The organism is Rappaport israeli (assembly GCF_001888055.1).
Lineage (GTDB): Bacteria > Pseudomonadota > Gammaproteobacteria > Cardiobacteriales > Cardiobacteriaceae > Rappaport > Rappaport israeli.
Window position 1 is genome coordinate 23,315 of record NZ_LXHZ01000008.1, and the last position, 18,823, is coordinate 42,137.

The window sequence follows — 18,823 nt, forward strand, 5'->3', positions numbered from 1 at the left end:
TCAAGTATAAATCGGTTCGCTCACGCTTTTCATCACTAGGGCAAATTTTAGCACGTCTTTATCCATATCCTTAAAGGGATTGGCAATTTGACACACCCAACCAGAGCCTAACGCACCATCCATCACCGTGCCTTTTTTATCCCACATCTCAGTTAGCGTGTAGCTAACATTCCCCTGCGGAGTCATGATTTCAATGGTATCGCCCACCATCAGCTTGTTTTTGACGGTCAAAGTCAAGCGCTCATCGCTGATGTCCGCCACTTCAGCGACAAACTGCTGATTGTCGGTCTTAGATGAGCCATAGTCATAATTTTGATAGTCAGAATGGACATGACGGCGTAAAAATCCTTCGGTATAGCCCGATTGGCAAGCCCATCAAGGGCGGTGATGAGTCCTGTATCAAAAGGCTTGCCTGCCAAAGCGTCATCAATCGCTTGGCGGTATACCTGAGCGGTACGAGCGACATAATAATGCGATTTGGTACGCCCCTCAATTTTTAAAGAATGCACACCCATATTGACCAAATCAGGCACCAGCTCCACCGCTCGCAAGTCTTTTGAGTTCATGATATAAGTGCCGTGTTCGTCTTCATACATCGCCATCAGCTCACCCTTGCGACCTTGTTCTTCAATGAGTACAACCTCATCGGACGGCTTTTCTACATAATCATCGTCCATGACGACATCACCATTTAGGTTGACATTGCCAATCTCGCCTTGACTGGGGACGAACACTTCTGGGTTGGCAGGAACAACATCACCTGTTTCATTCTCTACCGCTTTATAAGTGTTGTAATTCCAGCGACAGGCATTGGTGCAAGTGCCTTGGTTGGCGTCTCGTTTGTTGATATAGCCAGAGAGCAAGCACCGCCCAGAATACGCCATGCACAGCGCCCCATGGACAAAAACTTCAATCTCCATGTCAGGCACTTCTTTGATGATTTGCTCAATTTCTTTGAGTGATAATTCACGGCTTAAAATTACACGGCTAATGCCCATCTGCTGCCAAAACTTCACCGTTGCCCAGTTCACGGCATTGGCCTGTACTGATAGGTGAATGACTTGATGGGGAAAGGCTTCTCGCACCATCATAATCATGCCAGCATCGGACATGATAAGCGCGTCAGGTTTCATCTCAATGACAGGGCGAATGTCTTCAATAAAGGTTTTTAATTTGGCGTTGTGTGCTTGAATGTTCACCACCACATAAAACTTTTTGCCAAGCGAATGGGCGTAGGCAATGCCCTTTGCCAAATTTTCTTCATCAAAGTCATTATTACGCACCCGCAAAGAGTAACGGGCTTGCCCTGCATACACCGCATCTGCCCCATAAGCAAAAGCATATTGCATGTTCTTAAATGTGCCAGCAGGGCATAACAGTTCAACAGCGAAAACAGCTTTATCAGACCCATTTGTCATAACTAAACTCAAAAAATACAGATAATAATTAAAAAAGATAAAAACGCTTCATTATAAGATAGGCGCTATCTAAAAGATATCAATCCAGCGGATTAAAGCCTGTTTGAAAAATCATCAGACAACATTAAAACCTCCCCTCTATTACCCAGAATCACTAAATAACTTATATATCAAACCCACAATCAACAGGTGATAAAATCTTCCATAAACTAATTACATAATCAAACTAGCGCCAACAAGAAAATATACGTAAAATGTCGCCATATCGACCTAAAACCGATATAAAGACAATCCAACAAAATATAATTTTTCATTGAAAATCAATATGATGCTTACAAAAAGATAATTGAATTTTTTATTAGCGTCAAGCGTCAAGCGTCAAGCGTCAAGCGTCAAGCGTCAAGCGTCAACGATTATCTGCACATGACATAACTTGTCAACCCCTTAACGCCCTAATTTTTCTTTTTCTACCAAAGCCTGCTTTTATGTGGGCTTTTTTCGTCTCTAAACTGTGTCCAAAAGGTGGTGCAAAATGACTGATGCCGCCAAAGCACAAGATGACAAGCAACAAATCAAATCCAAAAAACGAGTTGCCGATTTTGGCGAAGTATTTACCGCCGAGCGTGAGGTTCATGCCATGCTTGATTTGGTCAAAATCCAAACCGAGCAAATCGCCAGCACTTTTTTAGAGCCTGCCTGTGGCACAGGTAATTTTTTGGCAGAAATTCTCAGGCGAAAACTTGCGACCGCCCTAAGACTCTCCCAAATCAACAAAAGCCAAAAATCCCCCAAATATGCCCAACTTCATTATGAAAAACACGCCATTTGTGCCATATCATCAATTTATGGCATTGAGCTTTTGGCGGATAATTGTGATGAGTGCCGTCGCCGATTGCTGGATTTATTCCTAGACCATTACCAAAGCCATTTTAAACAAACAGACCCTGCTGTTATTGACACGGCAAGGTTTTTATTATCAAAAAATATCGTGGGTGGCAATGCGTTAACGCTAAAAGATTTAAATGGAAATCCCATTGTATTTAGCGAATGGAAGCTCATCAGCGAAACGCTTATCCAAAGGCGTGATTATGTCTATGAAAACTTAGTAGAAAAAACCAACAACCAATTGACCGATAATCAAGGATTTATTCCCAAACACATTCAAGATTATCCGCCCATTCATTATCTAAAATTAAGCGAGCAATAACATGGACAGTGTCAACTTGCAAATAGACAGCAACATCACAAAAGACCTAGATGCCATTCATCAAGGTCAATTATCGCCATTTGAATTGGGCTATAACCCTGATGTGCTGGACTGTTTATCCAGTCTGTCTAATGATGAGGTTTTCACATCGCCAAAACTTGCCAATCAAATGCTGGATTTATTGCCGTCTGAGATTTGGTCAAATCCAAAGGCGACATTCTTAGACCCTGTGTGTAAATCTGGGGTATTTTTGCGTGAAATCGTCAAACGCTTGGATAAAGGCTTAAAAAATCAAATACCAGATAAACAAACTCGCATTAACCACATTTTAAAAAATCAAGTTTTTGGAAGTACTGCCACGTATGTAGGTAGCTTTGACCGATATTTGCATAAAAACTCCTTTGCTGGTGAAAGGAATTATTTTGCCAATTTTAAAATATTTCTGGCACCAAATAGTACAATGACAAAGATAATCATGCCAATGATTAAATCAGGATAGCTAGAATGAGTCAATAACGTCAATGCTCCCGCCGCTATCACACCGATATTGATGATAATGTCATTGGATGTAAAAATCATGCTGGCTTTGATATGGATTTCTTTTATTTTGATTTTTGCTCAGTAGATATAAGCACAGCCAGTTTGCAATCAATGCCAAAAATGCCGTGCCAATCATCAGTTGATAATTGGGCAGCTGCTCAGCACCGATAAAACGCCTAATCACTTCTATCACCCCAAATAACGCCAATATTATCTGCGTTATCCCCGCCAAAAATGCCACACGTTTTTTATACGCCAGCGTCATACCAATGGCTGATAGCGCCAATATATAGACAAAGCTGTCCGCCAGCATATCTAGACTATCAGCAATCAGCCCCATAGAATTAGCAAAAATACCAACCGAACACTCTATGATAAAAAACACAAAGTTAATCATGAGCACTTGATATAATAATCTTTTTTCTAAGCGCTCATCAGGCTTGTTAAACACTATCTTATCAACAATCACTTCGGTGGAAATGATATGACTATCAAAATTAAGCGGTTCAAGTACTTGTAAAATCGTTGTATCTTGATTATCGTGATAGACGGTTAAGCACCGCCCAGCAATATCAAACTGTAATTCATAAATATCAGATACATCTTTTAAACGCATGCGAATGAGCTGCTCTTCGGACGGGCAGTCCATTTTGGCAATGTTAAAAATGGTCTTTTTCATCTATTTAGTGCCTTGTTTTGATCAGGTTGGCTCAAATAAATCTGTGTTTATATTGCTGCTTGGTAATTTTTGGATGGTTTGAGTAAATTGATTAGGTTAAAATGTACCTTTTGAAGTACCGCCACGCATGTAGGTGGCTGGGGTTGGGGTTTGTATGGATACTCCTTATCTTGTAGCTAAAACAAATCATCTTGTTTGGCAGAATTGCTCTTTGATATAGAGTTTTTAATCCAATCTATAAATGGATTTTTGAATTTAATACCTGTTTTTTTTGCCTTTATATTTTTCAATTAAAAATAGCTCTTGCATTGAAATAGGTTTATAAGCACCATCAATTTTAGTTAAAATGTTATTATCTAATAAATATTTATTCAATTCTCTAGTATTTTTAAAGAAATCGCAACCATCTTCTTTTAAATATTCTACAACTTCAGCAGCGGTGTAACCATTATTTTCGTAGAATATATATTGAATTTCATTTGCATTAACCTGATTTTGTGGCAAAAAATCATTAATTGTGGATAAATAAACTTTTACAGACTTTTTTTGCTCGATTGCTCTTAAAATGTTGTTATAGCTCCCTTTGCTTTTTCCATCCCAGATTACTAGATTGTAATCGCGATCCTTAGACATCTCAGCATCTTTGTAAGCTTGACGGTCTCTTCCACTTTTAATGTCTTGGGATACAAAAATACTTTCTGTCTCAAAATGTTTGGTAGCTAAATTTCTTGGATGGGTATAAATTGAATATACCTTTACATTGTAATAGGCGATATTTTTGAAAAATTTTTGAATTAGAATATCGATGCCAACTGCATCACCAATAAGTGCCGTAAGATTACCCTGACTAATTTTACCCAAACTTTCTTTTACTTTTTCCGGAATGTGTTTAATTGATATTGAACCTGAGATAAAAACTTTGCCTGACATCAGCGATTGCTCCTTGTGTGGGTTAAGGTAACAACATAGACATTGTTTACATAAGCTTGCTCATAAAGCACTTTGGAAATTTCATTTAGTGTTGTTCCTGAACGATATAAATCATCAATAATTAGCACTTTTTTATCTCGGTATTTATTTGGGTCAGAAACAGCAAAAGCACCTGATATAGTTTGCTGCCTTTCATTAATATCTGTAATAGATTTTAACTGGGTAGTAGGTTTTTTTTTAAAACAAAGTTAAAATCAATTGATTTCCCCAATTGGGAAGCAACCCTACTAGCTATTTCAAACACAGGTTGAAAATCCCTATTTTGAGATGGTGGTGTTGCGATGATAACATCAATATATTGCAAAACCATTCTTGTCTTTAAAAAATCTACCAAAGCTTGGTACGGACATTATTAAATGTTCCATCAGGTTGGGTGTACTACGAATTGTATGTACATCTAACGCCCAACCAGCTTTCCAACATCCTGATATATTTTTCATAAAACCTCCTAATTTAAACAAGACGATTTTACCAAAAAACCGCCTTTCTTTCATTGGCTTAACTTAAATTTATCCCTTTAAAAACTCCCCTGCAAACTGCTGTAACACCCCGCCTGCTTTATAAGTCTTGACTTCGGCGTCGCTGTCTAGTCGGCAAGTTACAGGCACTTCATCAATCGTGCCATTGGTGCGTTCAATGGTTAGCGTCAATTCACAATGGGGCTAATTTCGCCTTTTACGCCATAAATTTTCGTGTCGTCCAATTTGAGCGTATGACGATTTTCGCCAAATTAACAATGGCAACACGCCCATGCCCACAAGGTTGGTTCTGTGAATGCGTTCAAAGCCTTTGGTAACAATCACTTCCACGCCAGCCAATCGCACGCCTTTGGCTGCCCAATCTCGGCTTGAGCCTTAATCATCAGCTCTGCTTTTTTTATTTTTAGTTTATTTGCTTGCTAGCCAAAAATGCCCATAGTATTGGCAACATATAACAAAGCAAATCCAAGCAAAAACATAAAACCGATGATTGACAACGCTTGAATGCCAGATGACAGCTTTTGTTCTGAGCGTACCAAAGAGTAGTTTAGCCACGCAAAAACAGGCGCAGATACAAACGCAGAACTCATGGCAAATTTGAGCATATTGCCAAGCTGACCTGTAAAAAAAGCAATGACAATAAACCCACCAAATCATGCCATTTAGTGATGATAATTTATTAAACAGTTTATTGCACACACTTTGGTTTTTGCCAAGTGTTGCCAGTTGTTATGCCATGGCAAATTTATTAAAAGCCCCCAATAATAAATTTTATCATGACTACACAATCATTGTGGCGGCAGGCAATCAGGCAGGCATGGGCGATAGGGCGTTAGCCCCTGTTAATGATGCCATTGGCAATAATCCTTTGAGTACAAAAACCATCACCCTATCTTGCGGTAAGCTGATGACGGGCGTTAGCGTGCCTGCGTGGACGGGGATTTTTATGCTCAGAAATTGTGCCAGCCCTGAGACTTATTTTCAGGCAGGATTTCGGGTGCAAACGCCTTGGACAGTGCAAGGCGATGATGGGATAACTGTGATTAAATATCAATGTTATATTTTTGACTTTGCCCCCAATCGTGCCTTACGCCAAATCGCTGATTATGCCCATCAACTAAACCCAAAAGAGGGCAATCCAGAGAGTAAAGTTGCCGAATTTATTGCCTTTTTGCCGGTGCTTGCCTATGACGGCAGTGCCATGCAACAGGTGGATGCCAAATTATTGTTGGATATGGCGATGAGCGGTACAACCGCCACGCTATTGGCAAGACGCTGGCAAAGTGCGTTATTGGTCAATGTTGATGACATCACCTTAAAAAATCTGATGAACAATCAAGAAGCCATGGACGCTTTGATGAAAATTGAAGAGTTTAGAAACCTAAATGATGATATTGAAGTGTTGATTAACCGCTCTGAAAAAATCAAAAGGCTTAAAAGAAAAAAGCCAAAAAATGATGGTGAATTGTCAAAAAGAAGATAAAAAGACATTAAGCGATGAAGAAAAGGAACAAAAATCCCAGCGAAAACAAATCCAAGAAAAACTAATTAAATTTGCCACACGCATTCCGATTTTTATGTATTTAAGCGATTATCGAGAACACAGTTTAAAAGACGTAATTCAGGAATTAGAGCCGGATTTATTTACTAAGGTAACAGGTTTATCACAGGCGGACTTTTCTTTGCTTGTCTCTTTAAATGTTTTTGATGAAGCGGTGATGAATGATGCGGTGTATAAATTTAAGCGTTATGAAGATGCCAGTCTTGAATATGCAGGGATTGATAAAAAGGAGGGTTATGTGGGGTTGTATAATACGGTGGTGGCTAGGTAGGTTATAAAAATTATAATGATAATGCTCCTCTACCGCCTTTTACGAAAAAAATTCTGCAAACATTCGCGACATTCTGCCTCTCTCACCCCGCCTTTATATTCTTCTACGCGGTGATTAAGTGCCGTATGATGATGCAATTCAAACACGCTCCCACAAGCGCCAGCGCGTTTATCATACGCCCCAAACACCAGTCTTTGAATTCGCGCCTGTAATAGCGCCCCCACACACATCACACATGGTTCTAATGTAACGTATAGCGTTGATTTTATTAGGCGATGATTTCCTACTGCCACTCCAGCTCTACGCATAACCACCACTTCTGCATGCGCACTTGGATCATGTGCGCTAATTGTCAAATTATGCCCAGCGGCAAGCAATCGCCCTTCTTTTACCAACACCGCGCCAATCGGCACTTCTCCATAATCTGCTGCCAAACGCGCCTGCGCCAGCGCCAGCGTCATCCAATAATCATCGTCTTGGATTGCCTTAAGCCTCATGTGTTGCGCCCTGTTTTCTCGTTAGAAGTTCTATGCAAATATTGATTAATCGCAATTTTTGCTTCTTTCATCAACTCTTCTTTATCAAAATCCTGCAAAATTTCTTGGATTGCCTGTTTTGCACCAACAGAACCCCACGACGCCCCCTGAGCAAAATAGCGCTCCGCTGCCTTACCAATCACATAACTGCCATAAAACGCCACAGCCGCCTGAGCGCTTGCTGTAATAATGGTAGACAACCCAGCCGTCAAGCCTTTTAACACCGACGACAACGCATGCACCCCATATACCGTCCCCATCAACATCCCCATCTGCACTGCAATTGTGCGGATTAACTGCCCAGCCTCATTACGCGTTAATTCAATGCCATAGACACGCGATAAATGCACCACCATGGACGCATCCGCCGCCAGCGCCAACAAATCCACCGCAGGAATTGGATTGACCGCCACCCCCACCGACTTAAACAACGCATATTGCCGAATAATACGCTCTGCAATCTCCTTACGCGCCGCCACAATCTCCAGCCCCACCTTCTCTGATAACGCACTGGCAAATACACTTGCATTTAACGCCGCATAACTTTGCCCCCCCGCCTTCAAAAGCCCCCACAATACACCCTTTAGCGCGCGCACATCTGGCTGAGGACGCACCCACTGTTCAAATACCTCTCCAACCTCACGCTCAATAATTTGCAAATAAGGCTCAGGGCTAGCACTCGTAGCCACCACAAAATCCTTATCGATTTGCGCACTCACCCGCTTTTGTAAATGAGAAAGCAACTGTTGCCTTGCTGAATCTGTTAGTTGGTCGGCTTTATTGAGCACCAAAATCATCGGCTGCCCCACCTGATGCAACGCCCCTAGCGCCTCAAACTCCACATCCGTCAAATCCCCATCCACCACAAATAAAATAATATCCGCCTGTTTTGCAACATTTTCAGCAATAAGTGTTCGCTCCTGCCCATCCACCTCATCAATCCCCGGAGTATCTAATAAAAACACCCCACCTGAATCATATTCCTGCCAAAGCGCCTGAGCGCTATGTTTTGTTTTGCCGTGCAACACACTCGTGGCAAACACCTCCTCACCAACCAGCGCATTTAACAGCGCCGATTTTCCCACACTCACGCGCCCAAACACCGCCACATGCACATGCCCACGCTCCAACTTATCAAACAAGCGTTGCAACTGCTGATAATCCTCATGCAAACGCGCCCGCGCCGTTTCGGGCAAACGCTCATCCTCCAACAACGCAGCCACACTACCTCTTGCCTTATCCACATGCGCCCCCGAACGCGCCTCCCACGACCTCCCCTCGCTATATTTCAAGCCATCATCTTCTGGTGAAGAGCTTTCCCGCCGTAGCGATTTTGACCAAATCTTGCGCCCTGTTTTCCAAATCATATTGCAACTGCTCCTCAAAAGAATCCACTACCGCTTGGCTCGACCAATTTTCCGCCTGAGCCCCCTCCAACGTCTGCACCATCGCCTTACCCAAACTCTCAAAAATCAACCCATACGCCAGCGCATGCGACGCCCCACCCATCACCGTCCCCACCCCAGGAAAAGCCTTAAACACATTCCCAGCCAGCGCCAAAATCACCGTCATATGCCCCCGCACCTTCGAACTAGCCGAATCCACCAAGCGTTGCAAATCCACCTCCTTCACAGGCATTTCATACAATTTGCACAGCTCCTTGACCATATCCAACCCCAAATAGCCCTGAATTAACACATCTGTCCCTGGACCCACCGCTGCCACCCCTCCCACCATCGCCTTACGCGCATAAGCCTTCACCAGCGCCTGCGCCCGCTCCCTTCGATACGCCCCCACCTTCAGCGACAACTGCTCATCTGCCAAAGCCAACAACGCCTGACGCTGCTTAGACGCCAACATCTCCCTTTGCCCAGATAACGCCACCAGCGCCTCCAACAACGCCTGCACCTGCCCCTTTTGCAAACGTTCCTGCCACTGCGCCTCCCCCTGAGCATTCACCACTTTCACCCGCCTCCAATGAGCGCTTTCCACCACCACCAACCTCGCCTCATCAGGCAGACGCTTAGCAATCTGCGCCTTCAATAACACCAAATCCGCCTCGTTATATAAATTTGCCTTATTCAAAGCCACCACCAACGGCTTATTAAATCCCGCCAACTGCGCCAATGCCTGCGCATCAGAAGCCGTTATATCCTTATCCACCACATACACCACCAAATGCACCCGTCGCGTCACCTCAAGCACCGCCTCTTCAACCCCCTCCAACGCCAGCGCCTGATGCGTCCCGGCATATCCAGCAACACCAAATTCAACCCCTGCTCATCCTCATAGACATAGCGCTCAATGCACGCCGTAGAGCCCCCAATAATCGACGTCTCCACCCTCGCCTGAGGCAACAACGTTTGAATCAACGAACTTTTCCCCGTACTAATCTGCCCAAAAAACGCCACCTCCAGCGTCTGCGTCAACACTTCCTTTGACGCCAACTGCGCCAACTCCCTATCCACCGCACTCGTATCAATCCCCTGCGCCACCGCCTGTTCACGACGCGCCCTCAACGCCTCAAGCGTCAACGTTCGCGCCATTGCTGGCTTACGTCTTGAGCGCCGCCCCACCGTCCAAATGCGATACGCAAGCCCTGCTCCAAGCAAAGCAATCAACCCCACCCCAGTTGCATAAACCAACAAAAACCCCGTTGACGTCTGTTGCAAGCGATCCCAAACCCGAAACGCCACATCCGTAAACTGAAACACAATCAACAACACCACCAACACAATCAGCGTCATCAACAACAACATCAACTTACGCACCACCCCAACATTGCCCTCTTTACTCATCAACCCCCCGCTTAAATCCAACAACACCGCACGCAAATCCTCTGGCAATGCCCGAATTCGTCGCACTTGATAATCAAACCCCACCATCAACGTCTGCGCCTGAGCCACCAAACGCCCAGCACAGCGCACCTGATAATCCAAGCTAAACTGCGCCCCCTTTACCCCAGAGACCGCCAACTCAACGCTCAACACCTCGCCTAAAAAAGCCTCCGCCAAATACACCACCTCCAACCGTCTTACAATCAACCCCACCCCATACAAATCCTGCTCCCCACCTCCTAACTGCCTAAAAGCGCGTACACGCGCCTCATGCAACAAACTCACCAGCGCGTCATGCCCCAAATGCTGACCATAATTAACATCGCCCACCCGCACCACCAGCTCAACTGCCTCCAAGCGCCTCATCGACCACCCACCTGAGCCACCTCATCGCGCAAATAACGTAACTGCACCCCCGACTCTATCGCCACACACTCCGCATCCTCTAATAACTCAAACAAGTATTGCGCCTTAAGCGCCATCTCAGCACGACGCTCACAATCTGCCAATTGTGCAAACGCCGATAACAGCTGAGCCTCATAGACCAACCCACTCCCAGCCACCAACGGCGCATCCGCCCACCATTGAATTGGCAACGCCTCAGGCGCACATACCCTATCTGCACCACGCATCAGCCATCGCCCCCCCTCCTTAACATACCAGCCTGCATACACCTCCCCCATACGCGCATCCAACAACGCCACCACCGAACGCCGTCCCGTCAACGCCCCAGCACTAGCCGCTAATAACGCCAAACTCGAAACCGCATATAACTTAATCCCTAGCGCCACAGAAAGCGCCTGCGCCAGCGAAGCACCCACCCGCAAACCTGTAAACGCCCCTGGGCCGGCGCTTAACACCACCCCAGATAAATCCTCCCGCGCACAACCCGACTCATCAAGCACCGCCTCCACCATCGGCAACAACGTCTGCGTATGCTTACGCGCATCAGCGCAAAACTTATCCCACACCCCCCCCTCACGATAAAGCGCCACCGAACAAGCAGGTGTAGCCGTATCTATTGCCAACCACGCCCCCTCAATCTCCCCTAACTTCGCCTCCAACTCCCCCATCACAACCTCCTAAACAACAATCAACGCCAACATGCCTACGCCTTCTCATGAAAAGCAAAAAAACGCTCAATCACCGCCAACTTCGTCGTGCGCGTCATCGCAGGCAAACTCTCTAAAAAAATCTTACCATAGCCCATCTGGCGCAACCTTGGGTCCCCAATCACCAATACCCCATAATCCTGCTCCCCACGAATCAACCGCCCCACACCTTGTTTTAACGCAATCACCGCCTGAGGCAAGCTATCGTGCATAAATGGCGACAACCCCTTTTGTTGTAACAACTCATGGCGCATCTTCGCCACAGGGTCGCTTGGTGCACTAAACGGCAACTTATCAATCATCACACACACCAACGCCTGCCCCCGTACATCCACCCCCTCCCAAAAACTTGCTGTGGCTAATAACACCGCCCGACGCGCCACCCGAAATTCCTCCAATAACTGCGCCTTAGGTGCTTGCCCCTGCACAAATAGCGCATAATCCTTCGTTTGCGCCTTTAAAAATTGCGCCGCCTCATTCATCGCCCGATAGCTGGTAAATAATAAAAACGCGCGCCCACCACTTCGCGCCAACACAGGCAACATTGCCTGCATTAACGCCTGCGTATATTCCTCACTTTTCACAGAAGGCAACCCCTCAGGATGATACAACAGCGCCTGCTTGCGATAATCAAACGGACTCCCCAACACAATCGAACTATATTCAAAAACACCCAACTGACGCGCAAAATGCTCAAACTTCCCATCAACGACCAACGTTGCGGATAAAAACGTCCAACTCGCATCACTACGGCGAATCCAACCTGCCATCTGCCTGATGCATTCACAGGCGCTGCGCACAGCGTAAAATTACGCGCACTCGTCTCCAACCAAACCGCATGAATCGTCCGCCCACCCCCATTTTCGACCTCCTCTGAGGCTGTCTTTTCTTCTTCTATCTCTTTGTCTGCTGGTGCCTGTTCAGTCAACGCTTGCGCGCGCGCCAGCGCTTTTGCTGGCGTTAAATACACGCGCTGATGCAAAAACCACTGCAATTCTTCGCACACCTTCCCCACCCGCTCATAAACACTCGCCAACAATTTCCCACGCTCACGCGCCTTAGCCAACCTCTCAAAAACCTGCTGAAATTTCTCCAATACCCCAGCCAGCGCCTGCCAAAAATCCTCTGCCTGCTCCAGTTTTGCCTCTAATAATCGCGCCTCTTCTTTAGTATGAACCGTTAACAAGCAATCATGCGTGCTCTTAAGCGCCTGTGCAATCCCTTCATTCAAATCCAGTGCATCTGGCGCTTCTTGCAAGCGCGCGTCTTGCACATCGCCTAATAATCCCGCTAATTGACGCACAGACAAGCGCTTACCCAAAAAGTGAATCGCCGTTTCTGGCAGATGATGCGCCTCATCAATAATAAAATCACTCACTTCAGGCAAAATTTCAGCAAATCCCTCATTGCGTAGCGCCAAATCTGCCAAGAGTAAATGGTGATTAACCACGATTACATCCGCTTCTTTTGCGCGCAAACGCGCTTTTTGTAAAAAGCATTGCTCATAAAAATCACACTCACGCCCCAAACAATTATCCGCTGTAGAGGTAATGCTTCTTAAAATCTCCGCTTCTTCACCAATACCAGACAATCCCACCAAATCACCATCGCGCGTTGTATTTAAAAAATGCAACAATTCCGCCCGTTGAGCTTGTTCTAATTTAGTTTGCGCTGGATGTTGTAGCATCTGCTCATAATGATGATGGCAAAAATAATTCTGCCGACCTTTAAGCAGTGCCACTTTTTGCCGGTGATTGCAATGCTTTTTTTGCAATCGGCAAATCATGTATAAAAATTTGTTCTTGTAAGTTTTTAGTTGCTGTGGAAATCAACACCTTATCAGCGCTTGCTAATGCAGGCAGTAAATAGGCAAATGTTTTACCCGTCCCCGTACCTGCTTCAGCAAGCAAGACGCCATTAGTTTTAAAATTTTCATCAATGGCTTGAGAAAGCGCTAATTGCCCTGCACGCGGATGGTAACCTTTTAGCGCAGACGCCAATGCCCCATTCGGGGCAAATAGCGTGTCGTGAGTATTCGCCACTTGAGGGCAAAATCCAAACTAAATTATAAAGAGGTTGCTTTTTCAGCAGCAGTAATAGCACCTTGATTATCGCCCATGGCTTTACGCGCACTGGCAATCAAAGACCAACTTTTTTTAAGAATCTGATTAGACCCACCGACTTGTACCGCACGACTGGCAAAAGATTCCGCCTCGCGATGCTTGCCTTGGTGATAACGAATATTGGCAATATCATATAAAATTTTGCTGTTTTGCGGTTCCATACGCTGTGCATTTTCTAAATATGCCACCGCGCCATCTAAATCCCCTTTACTAATGGCAGAAGAAGCTTTCTTGAGTAACGACCCTACCGCTGTACTCTCCCCTGCATTATTCGCTGATGTATCAGGACGCGCTGCAGAAGCAACTTGCTGAGATTGCTCAGGAGCTGTTGTTGCTTGCGCTGGGGGCGTTTGCGCTGTGGGCTCTTGCATAACTTGCGCAGGTTGTGCGTATACAGGTTCAGATGTAGTTGCAATAGTGCCCCCATTGTTAACGCTTGTTGTGGCATTTTGCGAAGGACGCAACGCTTGCGCTTGTGCACGCGCATCAACTTCGTTCACTTTAGGTTGGTCATATACGCCAGCATTAGGCGCAACCGCCCAACCATCATTACTTGCTGAGGGCGCATAAGCAGGCTGTGTGGGTGTATAAGGTCTAGCTTGTTGAGCAGGAGGTGCATAAGCAGGCTGGGTGGGTGTATAAGGTCTAGCTTGTTGAGCAGGAGGTGCATAAGCAGGCTGGGTTAGTTGCACAGGTCTGGCTGCTTGTTGCGCTAAAGTAGGATTTTGTCCATATGGGGTTACTTGCGCTGGTTGATTATTGCGATACACAGGTTGTGCTGTAATGCCTGTTGGCACTGCAGGCGTAAATAGTGCGTTATTTTGAATCGGCGCGCGATGAACATCTGCCACATTGTTGCCTTGATAAATATTTTGATTGTTAACAGGGGCGCTACGGCTGCCATACATCATTCCAGTACAGCCTGTTAATAAGGTGGACACACCAAGAGCAAACCAAATGTTTTTCATATACTTTTCCTCAATTTCTTAAACGCACGATAATGAATATTCTAAAATAAAACGGCTAATGATTAAACCATCCTGATGAATCAGATTCCTGTGGAAGGCTTTGTAATTCTAAAGTAGGCGGTGGCGGTAAATTGTCCTCTGTTGGGGCATAAAATGAGTTGTCGTATCCACCAAAAAATGGGTCAATCACTATACTGCAATCATTATATGTGGTCGGTTCAGAACCTTGAATGAAGGGCAATTCAACAACCTCATTTGAATCACAAAACCCACCTGCTAATAATCCTGTGCGCTTATCAATAGCACGCATCACAATACCATCAGGCTGGTACAAATTAAGCGGTTCTAACGGCAACTGGCGCATGATATCCATCCAAATACGCAACGCCCCCGTGCTACCAGAGAGTTTGGTGGGTTTGTTTTGGTCGTTCCCCACCCAAACAACATTTAACAAATTACCACTAAATCCCGCAAACCAACTATCCCGATAATCATCGGTTGTGCCTGTTTTTCCTGCAATATTAAATTCAGGTGAAATTTTTTCTTTCATGCTAGCCGCTGTGCCACGACGTGGAATTTCTTGCAAGGTTCGCACTAACAAATAATACGGCGTTGGTTCAATCGCTTTAATGCTACTCATAGCAAAACGATTGACCACCTCACCATCTTGAGTAGTGATTTCACGAATACTACGCAACGGGGTGTAATACCCACCATTAGCAAATGTTTCATAAATTTGCGCCATTTCTAAAGGCGTCATCTCCACCGCACCTAAAGATAATGAAGGATAAGGTGGCAAATCATTACGCGCGCCCAAGCGGCGCAACGTTCCGATGATATCGTCGATTCCCAAATCTAGCGCAATACGTGCGGTAGGAATATTGTAGGATTTAATCAACGCGTCCATTAACATAACATTGCCTTGATTGCGCTTAGAGTAGTTTTTAGGCGACCAACTCTGCCCACTACCGCTACGATAGGTCAACTCGCTGTCATCAATAATGCTTGCCAACGTATAAAGTTGAGGATATTCCAAAGCGCTTAAATATACTGCGGGTTTAATCAATGAGCCAGCTTGACGCTTAGCCGACACCGCGCGATTAAATCCTTGCTCACCCATAACCCTTGAGCCAACCAACGCTAGAATCTCCCCTGTATGACTATTGACCACTACTGATGCTGATTGTAGAAAATCAGTTTTCAGTCCATGTCTTTTTTCTAAAACGCTCAAACCTTCGCTTAAAGCACTTTGCGCTTGATGCTGGATTTGTGGGTCAAGTGTGGTGAAAATATTTAGCCCTTCTTTGGTTAAATCCTCTTGACTATAAAGCTGGTTGAGCTGTTGGAAAACCAAATCAACAAAAGCAGGATAACGGATGCGGTCTGATTGTTTTTGTGAGGTATCTACATCCAATGGCAAAGATTTGGCAAGCTCATTGTCTATTTGATTAATCAGCCCGCGTTGCTCTAACACATCTAAAATTAAATTACGACGCGCTAAGGCATATTCAGGATGGCGCAATGGATCAGCATTACCTGGTTCACGCACCAGCGCAACCAATAAAGCAATTTCATGAAGTCCCAAATCTTGTAAATCTTTACCAAAATAATACTCAGAGGCCAAACCAAATCCATGAATCGCGCGCTGTCCATCTTGTCCTAAGTAAATCTCGTTTAAATAACCCTCTAAGATTGCTTCTTTACTGGAGTAATGCTCTAGCACCAGCGCCATAAGCATTTCTTTAAATTTGCGTGATAAAGTCTTATCGTTACTTAAATAGTGGTTTTTAATAAATTGCTGAGTAAGCGTACTCGCGCCTTGATAACCTGTTCTTGCAATAAAAGTTACATAAATTGAGCGGGCAATCCCTTTCGGGTCAATGCCTGGGTGTTTCCAAAAATTCTGGTCTTCTACTGCCATTAAACTATCAATTAAAATCTCTGGCACATCTTCTAAATGCACCAAAATTCTGTCTTGATTGTGGGATGGATAAATGCTCGCCATACGTTGAGGCTCTAAGCGCTCTAATATCACCTCTTCTAACGTGGTTAAATTTTCAATCTTGCTAATTGCGCCACCAGAAAAAGTAATTTTCATATGTCTTGGCGCTAACGTTGCATCCCAAAAAGCAAAGGCATCTGCATAATATTCAATAACATTATCCGCTTGCTTATACTGATGTAGGCGCGTTATATCATCGACCGCGGTGTAATTTAAAAGTGTCAGTTCTGCTTTTAACTGTTCTGGGGTTAGCGAAGCGCCAACATATAATTCTAATGGGCGGGCATATACTCTTGCTGGTATAGCCCAAAGTGCGCCCCCTAAATCTTGGTCGCTTAGGTTGTATTCTTTTTCCAACTTCAGTGCATATAAAAACGCCAATATCACACCAAAAATAGCCAGTACAACGCCAAAATAAAAAAAGTTGCGAATCATCTTAAGCAATACAATCATAAAACAACCTTTTCAATTAAACGGCAACAGGGGCTTTAATAGCGGGATGATGCTGATAATCGCTCAGCGTAAAATGTTCATAGCGATAATTATCAATGCTATTTTGCGCCTCAATCTGCATGGTGGGCAATGGATAAGGTGTGCGCGTAAGTTGTTCTTTAGCCTGTATTTCATGATTATTGTATAAATGCACATCTCCCCCAGTCCAAATAAACTCGCCAACCTCTAAATGTGTTTGCTGTGCAATCATCATAGTTAGCAATGCATAGCTGGCAATATTAAATGGCACACCCAAAAAAATATCCGCAGAACGCTGATATAACTGACAAGATAACCGCCCATTGGCTACATAAAATTGAAATAAAGCATGGCAAGGTTGCAGTGCCATTTGCGATAGCTCACCTACATTCCATGCAGAGACCAATAAACGACGTGAATTTGGATCGTGTTTAAGGGTATCAATGAGTGTAGCGATTTGATCTTGCCCCTGCCAATTGCGCCATTGCTTGCCATAAATGGGGCCAAGATTCCCTTCTGCATTGGCCCACTCATCCCAAATACGCACACCATTTTCTTTTAAATAGGCAATATTGGTATCGCCTTTTAAAAACCAAAGCAATTCATGAATAACAGATTTTAAATGAATTTTTTTAGTCGTTACTAAAGGAAATCCTGCTTTTAAATCAAAGCGCATTTGCGCGCCAAATAACGAACGCGTACCCACTCCTGTGCGATCATCTTTGCTTTGCCCTTCTTGTAAAATTTGCTCTAAGAGCTGAAGATAATTTTTCATAACTGCACTTTGGATTTATTGCGAAAGATTAAAAACAAACCCCCAATAATCATTGGCAAAGACAGCAATTGCCCCATTGTGAGCCAATTTTGCGCCAAATCATGTAAATGGCTATCGGGTTCGCGCACAAATTCAATTAAAAAACGAAACACGCCATAACCTAATAAAAATAATCCTGAAACCTGCCCACGATAGCGCGGTTTAGCACTATAAAGCCATAAAATAATAAATAAAAACCAACCCTTCTAAAAACATTTCATACAATTGCGAGGGATGGCGCGGCAAAGATCCGCCTGTTGGAAAAACCATTGCCCAAGGCACATCAGTTACACGTCCCCATAGTTCGCCATTAATAAAATTACCAATACGCCCAAAAAACAGTCCAACAGGAATCAGTGGCGCAATAAAATCCCCAACTTGTAAAAAGGTTTTATCTTTGGCACGCGCAAACCACGCGCAGGCAATCATTACACCTAATAATCCACCATGAAAGGACATGCCACCATCAGTAATGCGCAGTGGATACCAAATATCCTCACGCCAAAAAGACAGACCATAAAACAACACATAGCCAATTCTTCCGCCTAAAATCACGCCTAACATAATGTAAGTAAGCAAACTGCTCACCTCTTCTTCAGTCCATTGTGGGTTTGTTTTTGTGCGAAATTTTGCCAATTGATAACCCAACAAAAAACCAACGACATACATCATGCCGTACCATGTTGGCTTAAAAAAACCAAACTCGACGATATAGGGACTGATTTGTGGATATTGAATCATGGGAAATAGCGGTTAAAAGGTGGGGGATGATAGCACAAGGTGCATTTAATTAATGATTTTTCTCAAACAAAGCC

At 44.4% G+C, this 18,823-nt stretch carries 15 protein-coding genes and 7 pseudogenes; 3 read left to right on the plus strand and 19 right to left on the minus strand.

The genetic code is table 11. The features are described from left to right. Positions 1-1,418 (minus strand): annotated as a pseudogene (trhP, locus tag A5N84_RS02300) (prephenate-dependent tRNA uridine(34) hydroxylase TrhP). Between the two features lie 532 nt (positions 1,419-1,950). On the opposite strand from trhP, the gene A5N84_RS02305 reads away from it, so the two are divergent. Together A5N84_RS02305 and A5N84_RS02310 are read left to right on the plus strand one after the other, a co-directional pair. Further along, a complete protein-coding gene (locus A5N84_RS02305) occupies positions 1,951-2,625 on the plus strand; it encodes a restriction endonuclease subunit M (protein WP_072281116.1) in 675 nt (224 codons plus the stop codon). Position 2,626: 1 nt separating this feature from the next. Next, positions 2,627-2,986 (plus strand): annotated as a pseudogene (locus A5N84_RS02310) (hypothetical protein); the annotation flags it as partial. A 56-nt stretch (positions 2,987-3,042) separates the two neighbouring features. On the opposite strand, the pseudogene A5N84_RS02315 reads toward A5N84_RS02310, so the two are convergent. The 6 genes and pseudogenes from A5N84_RS02315 to A5N84_RS13245 all read right to left on the minus strand — a co-directional run. Next, a pseudogene (locus A5N84_RS02315) lies at positions 3,043-3,844 on the minus strand (cation transporter). 255 nt (positions 3,845-4,099) lie between these two features. After that, complete coding sequence (locus A5N84_RS02320; RefSeq protein WP_072281118.1) at positions 4,100-4,774, minus strand: hypothetical protein; 675 nt, start codon at positions 4,772-4,774, stop codon at positions 4,100-4,102. Then, the gene (locus tag A5N84_RS13235) at positions 4,774-4,983 is read right to left on the minus strand and encodes a ComF family protein (RefSeq protein WP_078055521.1); all 210 of its coding nucleotides are present in this window, start codon (positions 4,981-4,983) and stop codon (positions 4,774-4,776) included. The genes A5N84_RS02320 and A5N84_RS13235 overlap by 1 nt, the downstream gene beginning before the upstream one ends. Positions 4,984-5,124: 141 nt before the next feature. After that, the gene (locus A5N84_RS10190; RefSeq protein ID WP_158008619.1) at positions 5,125-5,274 is read right to left on the minus strand and encodes a hypothetical protein; all 150 of its coding nucleotides are present in this window, start codon (positions 5,272-5,274) and stop codon (positions 5,125-5,127) included. A 69-nt stretch (positions 5,275-5,343) separates the two neighbouring features. Then, positions 5,344-5,688, minus strand: a pseudogene (locus A5N84_RS13240) (Fe/S-dependent 2-methylisocitrate dehydratase AcnD); the annotation flags it as partial. Positions 5,689-5,732: 44 nt separating this feature from the next. Next, a pseudogene (locus A5N84_RS13245) lies at positions 5,733-5,966 on the minus strand (divalent metal cation transporter); the annotation flags it as partial. 2 nt (positions 5,967-5,968) lie between these two features. Here A5N84_RS13245 and A5N84_RS13250 point away from each other — a divergent pair. Continuing rightward, positions 5,969-7,145 (plus strand): annotated as a pseudogene (locus tag A5N84_RS13250) (restriction endonuclease); the annotation flags it as partial. A 29-nt stretch (positions 7,146-7,174) separates the two neighbouring features. Here A5N84_RS13250 and tadA read toward each other — a convergent pair. The 12 genes and pseudogenes from tadA to lgt form a co-directional block, all read right to left on the minus strand. Beyond that, positions 7,175-7,642, minus strand: coding sequence for a tRNA adenosine(34) deaminase TadA (gene tadA / locus A5N84_RS02350; protein ID WP_072281120.1), 468 nt, complete (start codon positions 7,640-7,642; stop codon positions 7,175-7,177). After that, entirely contained in the window at positions 7,639-9,048 is a 1,410-nt protein-coding gene (locus A5N84_RS02355) for a GTP-binding protein (RefSeq protein WP_072281121.1), read from the minus strand. Before A5N84_RS02355 ends, tadA begins: the two co-directional genes overlap by 4 nt. Continuing rightward, entirely contained in the window at positions 8,978-9,907 is a 930-nt protein-coding gene (locus A5N84_RS11390) for a P-loop NTPase family protein (protein ID WP_233119867.1), read from the minus strand. Before A5N84_RS11390 ends, A5N84_RS02355 begins: the two co-directional genes overlap by 71 nt. Continuing rightward, positions 9,874-10,884 carry a thioesterase family protein gene (locus A5N84_RS11395; RefSeq protein WP_233119868.1) on the minus strand — a complete coding sequence of 337 codons (1,011 nt, stop codon included), beginning with the start codon at positions 10,882-10,884 and terminating at the stop codon, positions 9,874-9,876. Before A5N84_RS11395 ends, A5N84_RS11390 begins: the two co-directional genes overlap by 34 nt. Then, positions 10,881-11,591 carry a tRNA (adenosine(37)-N6)-threonylcarbamoyltransferase complex dimerization subunit type 1 TsaB gene (tsaB, locus tag A5N84_RS02370; protein ID WP_072281122.1) on the minus strand — a complete coding sequence of 237 codons (711 nt, stop codon included), beginning with the start codon at positions 11,589-11,591 and terminating at the stop codon, positions 10,881-10,883. Before tsaB ends, A5N84_RS11395 begins: the two co-directional genes overlap by 4 nt. Positions 11,592-11,626: 35 nt before the next feature. After that, positions 11,627-12,307, minus strand: coding sequence for an ATP-dependent DNA helicase (locus tag A5N84_RS02375; RefSeq protein ID WP_158008620.1), 681 nt, complete (start codon positions 12,305-12,307; stop codon positions 11,627-11,629). Further along, entirely contained in the window at positions 12,211-13,371 is a 1,161-nt protein-coding gene (locus A5N84_RS10195; RefSeq protein ID WP_072281124.1) for an ATP-dependent DNA helicase, read from the minus strand. The genes A5N84_RS02375 and A5N84_RS10195 overlap by 97 nt, the downstream gene beginning before the upstream one ends. Next, a complete protein-coding gene (locus tag A5N84_RS02385; RefSeq protein WP_072281125.1) occupies positions 13,358-13,672 on the minus strand; it encodes a DEAD/DEAH box helicase in 315 nt (104 codons plus the stop codon). Before A5N84_RS02385 ends, A5N84_RS10195 begins: the two co-directional genes overlap by 14 nt. A gap of 23 nt (positions 13,673-13,695) precedes the next feature. Next, positions 13,696-14,721 carry a tetratricopeptide repeat protein gene (locus A5N84_RS02390; protein WP_072281126.1) on the minus strand — a complete coding sequence of 342 codons (1,026 nt, stop codon included), beginning with the start codon at positions 14,719-14,721 and terminating at the stop codon, positions 13,696-13,698. Between the two features lie 55 nt (positions 14,722-14,776). Beyond that, complete coding sequence (gene mrcB, locus A5N84_RS02395; protein WP_072281127.1) at positions 14,777-17,176, minus strand: penicillin-binding protein 1B; 2,400 nt, start codon at positions 17,174-17,176, stop codon at positions 14,777-14,779. A 16-nt stretch (positions 17,177-17,192) separates the two neighbouring features. Next, positions 17,193-17,969: a thymidylate synthase gene (locus A5N84_RS02400; RefSeq protein ID WP_072281128.1), complete on the minus strand. Its 777-nt coding sequence runs from the start codon at positions 17,967-17,969 to the stop codon at positions 17,193-17,195. Further along, positions 17,966-18,749, minus strand: a pseudogene (gene lgt, locus A5N84_RS02405) (prolipoprotein diacylglyceryl transferase). Before lgt ends, A5N84_RS02400 begins: the two are co-directional and overlap by 4 nt. Between the last annotated feature and the right edge of the window lie 74 nt (positions 18,750-18,823).